This is a genomic window from Capnocytophaga sp. oral taxon 380 str. F0488 (assembly GCF_000318255.2).
Lineage (GTDB): Bacteria > Bacteroidota > Bacteroidia > Flavobacteriales > Flavobacteriaceae > Capnocytophaga > Capnocytophaga ochracea.
The window spans coordinates 24,055-39,073 of the sequence record NZ_KB291210.1 but is presented as its reverse complement, the minus strand read 5'-3'; the positions used below and the strand labels follow the sequence as shown (position 1 = coordinate 39,073).

Genomic DNA, 15,019 nt, shown 5'->3' with positions numbered 1-15,019 from the left:
ATCGTCCAAGATTCGTTCAAGCTTCCTATAAGCTCCCTATAAGCTAAGCATACCCATTTACCCTCTATTTTTCACTTTTTAGCTAATTTACTCCTTCCGAACCTCTCCGAAATCTTTCGATAATCCAACTCTCTCAGCTTGCTAACTTAATCATCTGCGTAGCTCGCACTGCCCATTATGCCACAACTGCCCGTACAGTTTACATCTAATTTGTTAATCAAAAAAATTGGCACTAATTTTGTAAAGGTAGAAATAAGGTATAAGTTACCTAACTCTAACTAAGAGAGAAATTGTTAAAAATGTTAAATTAAAAAGGAAAACTGTACAACTTTTAAGAAGTTTTTGTACATTTGTGCCTTAATTTGAAATGAAAAATATGAAGATAAAAGTATTATTTGCGCTATTCTTAGGAGGTTGCTCCTTAGGTTTTTCACAAATAAAAGTATCTCCTGTCGAAATTTATAACACAGTAGTAGATAGAGGATATGAAATACAAGAAGTTGTAGAACGATTAGGCGATTATTACTATGCTAGTAAAGATTATCCTAAGGCATTCTATTGGTATGAAAAACTGATGAAAGACGGTAACTACTCTCCTCAACCTATCAACCGTTACCGCTATGCAGTGGTATTGCAAGCCTTAGGTAAAAAAGACGAAGCTAAAAAACAATTTAACCTATTTGAGGTACTCACAAAAAAAAGCGACGCTCCTCAAACTAACCCTACACCAGATTGCTCTCGTGAAATTATAGGCACTGTAACCGATGCCGAAACAGGTGCCAAAATTTCTGGTGCTCAAGTTTATATATTCGATAGTGCTATGGGAGCTCTTTCCAGCAATACAACTGATAGTAAAGGCTCTTTTACTACCAAAAAACTGAACTGTAACTTCCAAAATGGCTTTGTGGAAATCGTAAAAAAAGATTATGATATTGCCGATACCCCTATCGTTTTTGAGAACAATAACACTCTCAAAAAAACAATATCATTAGCCCCTCACACAATAAGCCTTAACGAGGGCGATGATTTAGCCCCTGTTTTTGCCATTGATAATATTCATTTTAACTACGGAAGAACCAATATCCGATATGACGCCTCTGTGCAATTAGCTAAAATTGTGGCTTTTTTGGAAGCCAATCCTACTGTAAAGATAGCAATTAAAGTGCACACCGATAGCCGAGGAGAAGACGGTTACAATATGAACCTCACCGAAACTCAAGCGCAATCTATCTATCAATGGCTTGTAAGCAAAGGTATTTCTCCTAACCGATTAACTGCCAAAGGTTATGGCGAAACGCAATTGGTAAATGGTTGCGAAAACGGAGTACCTTGTAGCGAAGAAGAACACCAAGCCAATAAACGCGTAGAATTTATTATTATCGAAAAATAAAATACTTTTTTCATTAATTTTCATAGCTTCTACACTTTGTTAAACAGCAAGTTTAGCAAAGTGTAGTTTCTTTGATTCTAAAATTAAAAAAACTTACACAATATGAAAGGAAAATATTTACTCCTATTTTTTGTTTTACTAATCGCTTGTAAAGACGAAAAATCAAATCCTGAAAACAAAGAACCAAAAGCAGGAGCAGGATTAAGAATTGCTACTGCTTATGGAGCTCCTAATGTCGATAAATGGATTGCTAATGCTAAAGCTATGGGTATTAATTGTATGCGATTGACTGATATGATACAAAAAGATAAAGGTCATTTGCAAGATTTAACCAGTGACCCCGAGCATAAGTTTGACGAAATGGATAGAAAAGTAGCCAAAATAGTCGCCAGCGGTATGACTTATGTTTTAGATTTATCCTACATACGAAATCAACTCATAAAAGAAGGTATCAACCCTTATTCACCTTCTACCGATTGGACTCCGTATTTAGAAGTTGTTTTAAACAGAACCCCTATAAAAGGATATACTTATAAAAACGACCCTCACCTTGCTTTCATAGCCATAGCAGGCGAGCCTTTTAGTAAATACAGTGATAATCCAATAGAGAAAGCGGGTAATAAAGCTAATCTCATTGCCTTCTATAAACGGTTAGCCCTTCAGTTGAAGAAAATGGGAGTAACTCGCCCTATTTCAGCAGGTGCGTTCCTTCATCAAGGCAAAGACGGCTGGGGTACCGATGCCGATTTAGGTTTTAAAGAAATATGGTCGTTGCCCGAGATTGATATCCCCACCATACACGTATACGACGACGACGCTATTAATAGCATTCCCCAATTAGTTGCCTTTTGCCATAGCATTGGTAAACCTTTGGTTATTGAGGAAACAGGAAAAGAATACAAAGGAAATGATGCTGAGAGAGCTAAATGGTTTGAGAAGATTGCCTCCAAAATTAAAGATTCTCAAGCCTTCCCTGATGGTATAGGTTTGTGGAATATAGGCGAAATGAATGGTTATGATGTTCGTGCCGATGAACACCCTATAACTACCAAAGCAGTACGAGAACTAATGCTATTAACTCAAAGCAAGCTACTAAATTAACAAACAGCTTATTATCGTCTGATTATGACTATTATTATCCCTAAGAACTACTCAACTCCCTACGGAATAATGGATACCGAGCGAGCTATAAAACTAATCAAAGACTCTTTTGAGCAGGCTTTGGCGCGTGCTTTAAACCTCACACGTATTTCGGCTCCTTTATTTGTGAAGCGTTCCACAGGTCTTAATGATAACCTCAACGGAATAGAACGCCCTGTTAGCTTCGAAATGAAAGATTACAAAGGTGAAGTGATAGAAATTATCCATTCACTTGCTAAATGGAAACGTTTAGCCCTGAAACGCTATGGTATTAAAGCAGGCGAAGGCATTTATACTGATATGAATGCTATCCGTAGAGATGAAGAATTAGATAATACCCATTCTATTTATGTAGACCAATGGGATTGGGAAAAAGTGATAACTCCCTCTCAGCGCACTTTATCTTATCTCAAACAAACCGTAAAACAGCTATATAGTGCCTTTCTTGAAACAGAAGCGCTTTTAGTAAAAGAATATAACAAGTGTAGAGCTTTCTTACCTCGTGAAGTAACATTTATAAGTTCACAAGAATTAGAAGATATGTATCCTAACTTATCACCTTCTGAACGTGAACACAATTTCACCAAAGAAAAAGGAGCCGTTTTTATTACTCAAATAGGCAAAACACTTCTTTCAGGAAAAAAACACGACAATAGAGCCCCCGATTATGACGATTGGGAACTCAATGGCGACCTTATTATTTGGAATCCTATACTAAACAGCGCTTTAGAACTTTCTTCAATGGGTATTCGAGTAAACGAAGCCTCTCTACATTCTCAACTGAAAGCTTCAAAATCAGAAGAACGCGAGAAGTTAGAATACCATCAAATGCTATTACGCGGTGAATTACCCTTAACTATTGGGGGAGGTATCGGTCAATCTCGTATCTGTATGCTACTCTTGCAAAAAGCTCATATCGGTGAAGTACAAGCATCAATATGGACAGATGATATGGTTCAGTTATGCGATAAGAACGGAATTCATTTATTGTAAACGGATATTGTACATATTGAGAAAAGATGTATCTTTGCACCAAAATATAACAAGATAAACTATGAAATGGGAAGGAAGAAGACAAAGTAGCAATGTAGACGACCGTCGCGGAATAAGTGCTAAAGGTGGTCTTATAGCAGGCGGTGGTATCGTAGGTATCATCGTAGTATTGTTACAACTTTTTGGAGGCGAAACAGGACAACAAGTAGCCTCTGTAGTAAGTCAAGTAGCAGGTGGCAACCAAACTCAACAAGCGGTAGAACGCGTGGAACTCACTGCCGAACAAAAGAAAATAGGTGAATTTACCGCTACAGTACTCGCCGATACCGAAGATGTATGGGATAAAATATTTGCTCAAAATGGCTTAGGAACCTATAAGAAACCTACCTTGGTACTCTTTACTGCTAATGTAAATACAGGCTGTGGAACTGCCTCTTCTGCAGTAGGTCCATTCTATTGTCCTGCTGACCAAAAGCTCTATATGGATATGGATTTCTTTGAAGAACTCAAAACACGCTTCGGAGCTAAAGGTGGCGATTTTGCTATTGCCTACGTAATGGCACACGAGGTAGGGCATCATATCCAAACGCTTTTAGGCACTTCGCAACAAGTACGCCAAAAACAACAAGGGCTCTCCAAAGCAGCTGCCAATAAATGGTCGGTAGCACAAGAATTACAAGCCGATTTCTATGCGGGAGTATGGGCACATCACAACCAAAAATATTTAGATGCCGATGATATTGACGAAGCTCTTAGTGCGGCTAACGCTGTAGGTGATGATGCTATACAAAAACGTATGCAAGGACACGTAGTACCCGATTCTTTCACTCACGGTACTTCTGAACAACGCAAATACTGGTTTACCAAAGGGTACAATACTGGAGATATCCGTCAGGGTAATATTCAAACTATTTATGAACAAACAAGTAATCGTTAAGGATTTAGGTAATAAAGACTACAAAGAAACGTGGGACTACCAAGAGTCGCTGTTTGAAGAAATAGTCGCACAAAAAACAAATAACAAAGCTAATGGCACAACCCTGCCTACTACTAATTATTTCCTTTTTGTAGAACATCCTCACGTATATACACTTGGCAAAAGCGGTCATATAGAGAATCTGCTCATCGATGAAGAAGGACTAAAAAATAAAGGGGCTACTTTTTACAAAATCAATCGTGGTGGAGATATCACCTATCACGGACCTGGACAGATTGTGGGGTATCCTATCTTAGATTTAGAAAACTTTTTCACCGATATCCACAAATATTTGCGTTCTTTAGAAGAAGTGATTATCCATACCCTTTCCGATTATGGTCTCAAAGGCGAACGCAGTGAAGGTGAGACAGGGGTTTGGCTTGATGTAGGAACGCCTTTTGCTCGTAAAATTTGCGCAATGGGGGTCCGTTGTTCTCGTTGGGTAACAATGCACGGTTTTGCCCTAAATGTAAATACTGATTTAGGCTATTTTGATAATATTATCCCTTGTGGTATTCGCGGTAAAGCAGTAACGTCTCTAAATGTAGAATTAGCAAAAGATAAAGTGGATACTCAAGAAGTAAAACAACGTATCCTTACTCATTTTAAAGAAATCTTTGAAGCAACATTATAAAGAATAAAAAAGGGAGGTATCAAAATAATAACCTCCCTCCTATTTTATAGAAATATTCTTTTCTTACATTGATATAATAATAAATTCACTACGACGGTTTGCTTGATGCTGTTCTTCAGTACAGGGTACTCCATTTGAGCAACCATTTACTAATTGCGTTTCTCCATATCCCTTACCGGTAATCCTATCTTTGTGAATACCGTGAGCTATAAGCCACTTAATAGTTGATTTCGCACGTCTTTGTGACAAAGCTAAGTTATAGCTATCAGAACCTCTACTATCAGTATGCAAGCGCACATCTATTTTCATAGTAGGGTACTCTTCCATTACTTTTACTATTTTAGCCAACTGTTCAGCTGCATCAGGACGAATATTAGCTTTATCATAGTCGAAGTATATATTATCTATTTTTAATTCCTTTGATAAATCATCTCCTATTTTTATAGGTTTCTTCTCAACAATAGGAGATAACAATACTTCAGCATATGCGTCTTTTAATCCTGTTAAAGTAATATTTTGCTCATCAGAAGAAAAACCTTCCCTTATTGTTTTAATTATTAGCTGTTCATCTTTGCAATTGGAAGTATAAAGAAAACTAAAAGTCCCCTCCTTATTCGAGATTTGTTCTTCTATTAACTTCAATGACTTATCTAATAAAGTAATTTTAGCATCTGCTATTACTTCTAAACTTTTTGCATTTTTAACGATCCCATTAATGGCTTGTTTGCACGAGAACTGTACTGGGGCTTCCTCATAAAAACTATAAATATCATCACTCCCTTTACCTCCTGGTCTGTTCGAAGTAAGATATCCTATTTTAGTATGAGTGTTAATTACATAACAGAAATCATCTTCAGCACTATTGGCAGGGCGACCTACATTCACAGGTTTAGAAATGGGATTGCCTTCCTCATTTAATTTCACGGCATAAATATCTAATCCTCCTAAACCAGGAAAACCATCTGATGAATAATACAATATGTTATCATCTGAAACAAATGGGAAAGACTCTCTACCTTGTGTATTGATAAGTGCTCCTAAATTCTCTGGCTTCCCATAACCGTTTTTCAGTATTTTAGCACGATAAATATCCGATGCTCCAATAGTACCTTTCATATCCGATGCAAAATAAATATATTTGCCATCAGGACTTAAAGCAGGGTGGGCTACACTATGAATATTACTATTAAAAGGCATTTCTTTTATATCTTCCCACTTACCGCTCTTATTTTTGGTAGCTTTAAATATCTTCAACAATACTGTTTCGTCCCCATTAGTCTTTACTTCATTATGGATAAAGTTATTACGAGTAAAATAAACCGTATTTCCATCTTTGCTAAACGCAGCTGTCGATTCGTTAAACTTAGTATTGATACCATTGAGCTTTCCTTTCTTAAAAACTTGCAAGCTATCGGTAGTTGCCTCATACAAACTATAAAAATTATCTCCTGTCCAATCTGCACGCTTCTTTAAAATTCCTCCTTTGCTAGTAGCATATACTATATTATTACCATAAAAAGCTGTCCCATACTCTGATTTATTAGTATTAATCTGCAAGGGGTGTAATACCATTCTATCAGAATTTCGCTTAATTTCTGCCTGATAATCTCTATTTTTTTGAAAGAGTACTGCACGCGAATCAGTATTCCCTTTAAGAGCCACAAACTTATTCATCATTTTGTCAGAGGCTTCATAATCTTCCACTGATTTTAAAGTTTGCGCATAACGATAGTAATATTCAGGATTAATATTATAAGGTTTTCCTGTCTTAGCATCAGTATTTGCAAAGAGTTTTGCATACCACTTATTCGCTTGTTTGTAATCGGCATTATAGTAGTAAGCATTAGCCAAATTTTCTAATAGCTCTTGGGTTTCCACTCCTTTACGGGCAATACTTTCATAGGCATTAATAGCCTGTACATAATCCAAGTTCTTGTAATAGTTAGCTGCTTTCTGTAAAGCTTCTTTTTCACTTTGTCCACAAATAGTTTGTGTGAAAGTACTTACAAGAATGGTTAATAAATAGAAAGGTATTTGTTTCTTCATAAATCAATAAAAGGAAAAAATTATAAAAAAGAAAGTTTGTAATATCAACTGGGTAAATAGAAAAATAGGAGTTAATTTATAACTCCTAATCTTCCATTACAATATTTCTATTATTCCATACTTACCACAATAAACTCACTACGGCGGTTAGCTTGATGTTGTTCTTCAGTGCAAGGCACTCCATTTGAGCAACCATTTACTAATTGCGTTTCTCCATAGCCTTTCGCTTTCAATCGCTTGCGGTCAATACCTTGCTTAACTATCCATTCAAGAGTTGCTTTAGCCCGACGGTCAGATAAAGCTAAGTTATAAGCATCTGTAGCTCGGCTATCGGTGTGCGAACGAATATCTATCTTCATCTTAGGATATTGTTTCATCACTTCCACAATCTTAGCTAATTCTACCGCTGCATCTGGTCTGATGTTCGACTTGTTTAAATCGAAGTATATTTCTTTTATCTCAAATACTTTAGCTAAATCAGTATCCTTTGAGATAGCTATTTCTCTCGGTTTTAACAAGAATTCGTAAAAGATATCTCCTTCTTTACCCGTTAATACTTTCACTTCTGTGGTTTCATATTTATCTTTTTCAGCTCTTAGGTAATAATATAATTCTTTACAATCCACCTTCTTGAATGCAAAAGTACCATCTTCTTTAGTTCTTTGAGTATCTATCTGTTTCATTGTTCTATCTGATAGTACTATAAGAGCATCTACAATAACGCTTTTTGTATTAGCATCTTTCAGTACTCCTTTCAGCATTTTCTCACAGTCAAAGGATAAAGGTTTCTCTTCATAAAAGCTGTAAATATCATCTTTGCCTTTTCCTCCAGCTCTGTTAGAACTTAAAAATCCTATCCTACTGTCACTATCCATTATAAAACAAAAATCATCATCAGCACTATTACCTGGCTTACCTATATTAATAGGTTTTGATACTGTTCCGTCTTCATAAAACTTTACCGCAAAGATATCCAAACCTCCTAACCCTGGAAAGCCATCTGATGAGTAATACAGCACATTATTCTTAGAGATAAAAGGGAAAGATTCACGCCCCGACGTATTAATAACATCTCCTAAATTTTCGGGTCTACCGTATTTATTATTTCCTAAAATCTCTACGCGAAAGATATCCGAACTCCCTAAGGTTCCTTTCATATCTGAAGCAAAATAAAGATATTTTTCATCAGGACTCAAGGCTGGGTGTGCCACATTGTATTGGTTACTATTAAATGGCACCTCTACCACATTTCCCCAATCTCCTTTTTCATCTTTCGTTGCTTTAAGTATTTTTAGTAAGATAGTATTTTCTCCATTCGTCCCTATCTTTTTATTTACATAGTTATTACGGGTAAAATACACTGTTTTTCCATCTTTTGTAAACACAGCCGTAGATTCATTAAACTTTGTATTTAAAGCTGATGAAAAAGGTTTCTTATTACTTAATTCTTGCTTATTGCGGTCTGCTATATAGAGGTCATAAAAACTCTCTCCTGTCCATTGTGAAATTCCTCCTTTAGAAGCTCTACCGCTATTAGCTGCTGCAAAAACTATTTTATCACCATAAAAAGCTGTCCCATATTCTGAATATTCGGTGTTAATAGCTACTGGGTGTAATTGCAAACGTCCTGAATTACTCTCTATCACTTCCCGATAGTCCTTATTCTCTTCATAAAGTACAGCACGCGTATCATTATTACCTGTAAGCTCAGCAAACTGAGACATTAGCTTATTTGCTTCGTCATATTTCCCTACTGATTTTAGTACTTGTGCATAGCGATAGTAATATTCAGGTTTGATTTTATATTTCTTATTCTCAAATAGCTGTTTGTACCAAGGTAATGCTTTCTTGTATTCGGCATTGTAGTAGTATGAATTACCAAGATTTTCTAATATATCTTGATTCACAAATCCTTTCTTAGCAATGCTTTCATATATTTTTATAGCATCAACATAAGCAAAGTTTTTATACATTTCCTTTGCCTTTTGCAACTCTTTCTCATTCTGGGCAAACAGTACAGATATTCCACAAAATAAGGCTATTATAAAAGTGTATTTTCTCATCAACAATTCAATTTTAAGTAATTTATAAAGGCTTATACTCTCTGTTCTCCTTCCTAACTAAAAGAAACGAGGAGACACTATTTTCTTATAGGTTTTGAGCAGTTCATAACGCAAAAAGATTTCGTGTGAACCTGAGTTATATTTTGATAATTCAGTCGTCTCAAAGTCATAAGCATATCCCGCGAACCAACGTTCACTTATCTGAAAACCTGCCATTACACTCACTGCTGCCGACCATCTATAAGCTGCCCCCAACACAAACTTCTCATTAAACATAAAGTTTGCCGATAAGTCCAATTGCAAAGGTGCTCCAAAAGCTATCTTAGAAAGCACTGCGGGTTTGAATTTTGTGTTCTCTGACAAGTTGAACACATAACCACCGATTAAATACATATGCTGCGTATTCTTCAACACAGACACTGAACTCTTGTTGTAATGAGTGGTTTCCAACATATTAGGCACTGAAAACCCTAAATAATACTTATCAGTATACCAATAAATACCCGCTCCTATATTAGGTGAAAAAACGCTCTCACTGCCCGATAAGTTAGGGTCTGCTTGGTCTTGTTTGGTTAGCTCATCATAATTTATTTGAAATAAGCTACCCGAACCATTGATACCAAAAGCTAATTTAGAGTTCTCAAAGTTCAAAGTATATGAAAAATCAATCGCTAAATCCGTTTGATTTTGAGGTCCTATACTCTCTCTAAAAATACTTCCTCCCAAACCTACATTGCGTAAGCTCTCCATTGGTTGATGATAACTAATGCTTCCATTAGTGGGGGCTCCTTTGATACCTACCCATTGGGTACGAAACATACCAAAGAAACTGCCTACCTCTCTTGAGCCTGTATAAGCTGGGTTAAACATCATAGTGTTGTACATATACTGGGTATATTGCGACTCTTGTTGTCCATATACCCCTACACTAAACACTGTTAATACTAAAATAAACGCTTTTTTAATCATTTTTAAACTGTGTATTACTTAACTATTTTTCTTCATTGCTGTTAATCAAGTAGATAATAAATCTAACTGACTTTTATTTCGGCAAAAGTACAACTTTTTTACATTTCTACCACTTTTTACACAATATTTTATATCTATACCCTTATTATTTTTGTATATACAGCCACCCTATTTGTGTTTCTTTTCGTTGAGCATCGTAATATTCTAACACATAGTAGTAAGTTCCTAAGGGCATTTTATCTCCTTTTAATACGCGAGAAGTATTGTCATACCCTTTTACATCAAACACTTTTTCACCTGCCCGATTATATACTTTAACTCTATTATTGGGGTAATGCTCTATCCCTCTGATATAAAAACAATCATTCTTTCCATCTCCGTTTGCTGATAAGCCATTGTAAACAGTAATTCTTTTCAATTCACTTGTTGTTGTAAAAGTATCTGCTTTTACCTCTATTTTGGCTACTGAACTTGTTACAGTGCCACATCTATTGGTTATAGTCACATAATAATACCTCTCCCCTACTGTTTCTGTTGAAGGTGTATAACTATTCGCGCGAGAATCTATTGCCTTACCACCGATATTTGTATTCATAGTACTCTCATACCACTGATACACAGGTGTAGTGGTACCCTTCACTATCACATATAAAGGCGATGGTAAAGCTTTCTGAATATAAACATCTGAGGTAGGTTGTTGTTCAATTGTTAAATAATTCACCTTCAACATTGCTTCCTCAGAATACTGAACGGTAGCAGTTTTTACATCTGTATAACTATATTTCACCCTATACTTATTCCCGTTTAAGTCAGCATTGACAGCATCAAAAAATAAGGTTACTTTATCTCCACTTCTAACAGAGCCCTTTTCTGTATCTATATCCTTCCATTGAGTGTTTTTGTTACTTAATTCTTGCCACTGATAGCCGATGTTTTTTCCCGTAGCACTTGCTGAGATAAGTTTAGCCTCAGAAGTAAATACAGCTCTTTCTCCATTGCATAACGCTTGACTCTCGGGTTGTGTTACAACAACAATATCAGGTGTTACTCCTTTTTCATTTTCTACATTATACACAAGTTGTTGCATATTGCATTCCATTAAATTATCATTACAATTCCTGCCTGCATAAACCTCAACGGTAAAATGTGTCATATCGAAGTTAGTCACTCGGTATTCCAATCGATAAACCATATCTGTATAGGCTCGTAGCTCACTTAAAGAATAATACTTCTTCCCTTGCACATCTTGGGCTGTGACAACTCTTTGCTCTTTCTGTTTAATAGGGTCTATTGCTAACAATCTCAATATTTCTATACCTTGTATATTGGGGAGCATAAGCCAAATATTATCTATGGGCTCCCTATTCAAATTTTGTAACCTAAAGTCTATAAAAAAGGTCGTGTTATGTATTTTTATATTCTGAGGGGTGATGGACTGCAAAGTGATAGAGCGCTGTCCCCCATAAAGCAAAGTATTCGATGTATTTTGTTTCGTAATCTTTGTCTCTCCACTATTAGCATAATGATAATAAAAACCTTCATAGGTTACCCCCATAATTACTAATTGATTATGGTTAAAGGCTTCTTCTTCGCTTGTACATACTTTTGCTTTACAAGTAGGCTGTACAAAAACTTCTATATACTGAGTCTCATCATTTTGTCCCGAAATAATTTCTGGAGGTAAATATCCCTCCGTTCCTTTCATAGGGTTAGTATAAGTATACACTTTAAAATCCTTATCTTCATCCGTTGTAAAGCTTTCTAACGGAATATGCACTACATTAGTTACCGTGTTTTCTAAATAATGATACGCCACCGGCTTTACCAAATCATAACCCTTAGGCACTTTTATCTCTATAATCTTTACAAGCCTCTTAGGGCGATATTCATCTTTAAATATTCTATCGGTAGTCTGCTGAATAACACTACTCTCTGTCTTATTTCGTAAAGGAAATAACATACAATCTTTCATCTTATAGCAAGAATAAACATCTTCATCAGGTATATTTACAATATAAAATACACTTTTACTCTCTTCTCCACAATGTAATTCCTCCGTATGATAACCTCTTTCATTTATGGTTTGTTCTTTTGTTCCATCAACTTTATAGAAAAAAGAACCTATCTCTTCTTTTAATTGAGAGGTTGAAGTAACATCTTCGGCAGTACAACTCTTCACTTGATAAGTAGCAACGGCAGTAAATTTCTCATCTGCTAAAACTCCTCGAGAAGGTAATGCCTCTGTTAAATTCCACAAGAAATAATTATTTTCATTATCGATAGTCTCACGAAGGACACCCTGATTGGCAACCAATGTTATAAGATGCTCTCCTATCTTTAAACTAACCTGTTTAGGTAATAATACCACTGTTTTAGGTACCTGCACATAATAATAAAGATTCTTAGTAGAGCCCCCTAATTGTACTCCCTCCGATATTATTTCAATATCGTCTAAGTAAAGAGCTCGCTTGCGGTCTTCTTGCCTCACTTTTGCACGCTTTTGCCGTTGGGTCATTGTATAATCTGTCCAACCATACGAATTATCAGCCCTTTCTATTGTTGTTGAAAGTGTTTTAGGGGCATTCTCAAAGCACACATCAGGACACTTGGCAACTATCGTCCTTTGTGTACAGATATAGGGTATTTTGCAATAAGTATTATACCTATTCTTATCCATTTGCCAAATTGAATATTGCAAAGAAACCTTGTTTGCCTTACAGGTTGTTAAAATCATATCAAAAGTGATATATCCCCAAACCTCATCTGCTGTGGTATAACTGAATGTTCCTCCCGAAGGGACATCAGGCAGAGTTATTGCAGATGCTACCGAACCCCCATAAGCATCGGCTTTATAAAACTTTATATTCATCATTGCCATTCCTTCGGGTAACAACAGCTCATAACGATACTTCTTTTCTGCTATTTCTTTGTGATGTGATTGTAATTGTTGAATATTGTCTTGTGAAGTTACAGAAGCAGTAAAAGATATTGAAGCCGGTATAGGTTGGTTAAGTGCTAATAAGATAGGAAATTTTGAAGTGTCTTTCACATCTTTTATTTTTCGTTTAAAAGTATGGTCACTTAATGACTCTTGTTTATGAAAAGAAATACCACACAAGCTATGGTAAGAAAGCTCAGTAATAATACTTACTGCAAATATCCCTTCGGTAGATGATAAACAGGGAATATTATCATTTCTAACTAAATCAAAACGTATTTCTAACTTTTCTTCTGGTGCCAAATCATCTCTTACCCCGTCACCATCTTCATCAGTAAGACCTATATTGCTTTGTCCTAATGCTAAATCCTTAAAGCTCTCTAATTCAGCAAAGCTAATGATGCGTTTTCCTAACACACCATCAGGCATTTGTATGGCTTTATCAGGGATAATAATTTCTTTTTTCTCACTATTTATAATACGGAAATTCGTAGGCTTATAAGCCTTAAATTTTACCGCATCCTCTTCTTCATAAAGGGTCAGTTGAAGGTCATAAGCCGTTGCATTCCCTTTATTAATATATTGTGCAGTAAACATTCCCAAAGTATTTCCACAGAAGCCATCACTCCATTTAAAATAAGTTGCTGTACTCTGTGGATTTAAAATAACATTAGGTTTTTCATCAGTTGCCACCTGCATTGTAATCGATTGAACAGCACTACTCACTTCATATAATTCCAAAGGATTTTCTCCCCAATAAGCCTCATAACGCACCTCTCCATTGGCTTTACAACCTTTCGCCGTATACTCTTCTGTAATCCAAACTCCTTCCTTCTCTTTTAATCCTTCCGAAATTCGTATCACATACAAATCCTCTCCTCCATTTTGCCCTATATGCTGTGGCACTTTACTTATGGGAGCAAGTACTTTTTTATTGTAAATCATTTTTCGTGTTTTAACCCCTAACGGGTGTTTCACCGAAAAATAAATATCGTTTATGATACCTACTCTTTTCCCCTCTATGGTTTTATTCTCAATACTGAATACTCTCGAATAATCCCCCATAGAATTCTCTTTCACCTTTTGTGTCGTAATTTGCAGATTAGGAGTATTTAAAAAATATTCATTAGATTTTTTAGTAGCAACCGTTACCTCATCAATCATTACCCCCACTTCATCTTGAAGAGATAGATGTGTTTTCAGATAGCTGTACCCTCTTTTAGTAATTCTGCGTTTCACTAAAAGATGTGTTGTACTTCCTGGTCTACTTAGTACAGTAAGCACAGGGTTATTAGGTAAATTTATATCTTTGGGAGTAACTTTTCGTATGGCACTGTTTTTTTCAAGAGTATATCCCGCATATTCAATTCCTTCAGGAAAAGCGAATCGTATATCTATCTTTTCTTTATCTTTGGGAAAAATAATTCTCACGGAAATATAAGTACCTTCCTGAAAACCAGAAGTAGTAAATTTTATATTCTCTGAAATTACAGTTTTTAGTTGCTGTGCTTTAAGAATCTCTGTTGAAGAAAAGAGTATAAGTAGTAGTATTAGAGTAAATACATTTACTGTTCGTTTAAAATCCCACATCATTATTAAGCCTTAAAAAAACTTCTTTCTGCAAGGCAAAATTACGTCTTCACCCATAAAAACACAAGATTTTTAACATTTATTTTTTATCAGTGCCTAATGAATATATTATTCATATATAATAGCTGTCATTACAATACCCGCTTAACAGATATCAGCAATTGGAAAATAAGTGAATAAAGAAAGCTTTTTAATATATCTCTCCTTCACTTTACTTCCACTTTACATTCGTTGTTCCTTCGTTTATCGTTCGTCTTTTGTTCGTCTTTTGTTCGTCTTT

9 protein-coding genes are annotated in these 15,019 nt (G+C 35.7%); 5 read left to right on the top strand and 4 right to left on the bottom strand.

Annotation, left to right across the window (positions count from 1 at the left end; genetic code table 11):
- Window positions 1–367: 367 nt before the first annotated feature.
- The 5 genes from HMPREF9078_RS07300 (at window position 368) to lipB (ending at window position 5,133) form a co-directional block, all read left to right on the top strand.
- A complete protein-coding gene (locus HMPREF9078_RS07300) occupies window positions 368–1,390 on the top strand; it encodes an OmpA family protein (protein WP_009420056.1) in 1,023 nt (340 codons plus the stop codon).
- Window positions 1,391–1,492: 102 nt separating this feature from the next.
- Window positions 1,493–2,491, top strand: a complete 999-nt coding sequence (locus HMPREF9078_RS07295; protein WP_009420055.1) for a hypothetical protein — start codon at window positions 1,493–1,495, stop codon at window positions 2,489–2,491.
- A gap of 24 nt (window positions 2,492–2,515) precedes the next feature.
- Complete coding sequence (asnA, locus tag HMPREF9078_RS07290; protein ID WP_009420054.1) at window positions 2,516–3,523, top strand: aspartate--ammonia ligase; 1,008 nt, start codon at window positions 2,516–2,518, stop codon at window positions 3,521–3,523.
- Window positions 3,524–3,584: 61 nt separating this feature from the next.
- A complete protein-coding gene (locus HMPREF9078_RS07285; protein ID WP_009420053.1) occupies window positions 3,585–4,460 on the top strand; it encodes a neutral zinc metallopeptidase in 876 nt (291 codons plus the stop codon).
- Entirely contained in the window at window positions 4,438–5,133 is a 696-nt protein-coding gene (gene lipB, locus HMPREF9078_RS07280; RefSeq protein ID WP_009420052.1) for a lipoyl(octanoyl) transferase LipB, read from the top strand. The genes HMPREF9078_RS07285 and lipB overlap by 23 nt, the downstream gene beginning before the upstream one ends.
- A 63-nt stretch (window positions 5,134–5,196) precedes the next feature.
- Here lipB and HMPREF9078_RS07275 read toward each other — a convergent pair whose 3' ends face one another.
- The 4 genes from HMPREF9078_RS07275 to HMPREF9078_RS07260 all read right to left on the bottom strand — a co-directional run bounded on the left by HMPREF9078_RS07275 (window position 5,197) and on the right by HMPREF9078_RS07260 (window position 14,742).
- Complete coding sequence (locus HMPREF9078_RS07275) at window positions 5,197–7,179, bottom strand: OmpA family protein (RefSeq protein ID WP_009420051.1); 1,983 nt, start codon at window positions 7,177–7,179, stop codon at window positions 5,197–5,199.
- Window positions 7,180–7,289: 110 nt separating this feature from the next.
- On the bottom strand, window positions 7,290–9,242 hold the full coding sequence (locus HMPREF9078_RS07270; RefSeq protein WP_009420050.1) for an OmpA family protein: 1,953 nt from the start codon (window positions 9,240–9,242) through the stop codon (window positions 7,290–7,292).
- 57 nt (window positions 9,243–9,299) lie between these two features.
- Window positions 9,300–10,211 (bottom strand): type IX secretion system membrane protein PorP/SprF, encoded by a 912-nt coding sequence (locus HMPREF9078_RS07265; RefSeq protein ID WP_009420049.1) that lies wholly within the window; start codon window positions 10,209–10,211, stop codon window positions 9,300–9,302.
- Between the two features lie 145 nt (window positions 10,212–10,356).
- The gene (locus HMPREF9078_RS07260) at window positions 10,357–14,742 is read right to left on the bottom strand and encodes a gliding motility-associated C-terminal domain-containing protein (protein WP_009420048.1); all 4,386 of its coding nucleotides are present in this window, start codon (window positions 14,740–14,742) and stop codon (window positions 10,357–10,359) included.
- Between the last annotated feature and the right edge of the window lie 277 nt (window positions 14,743–15,019).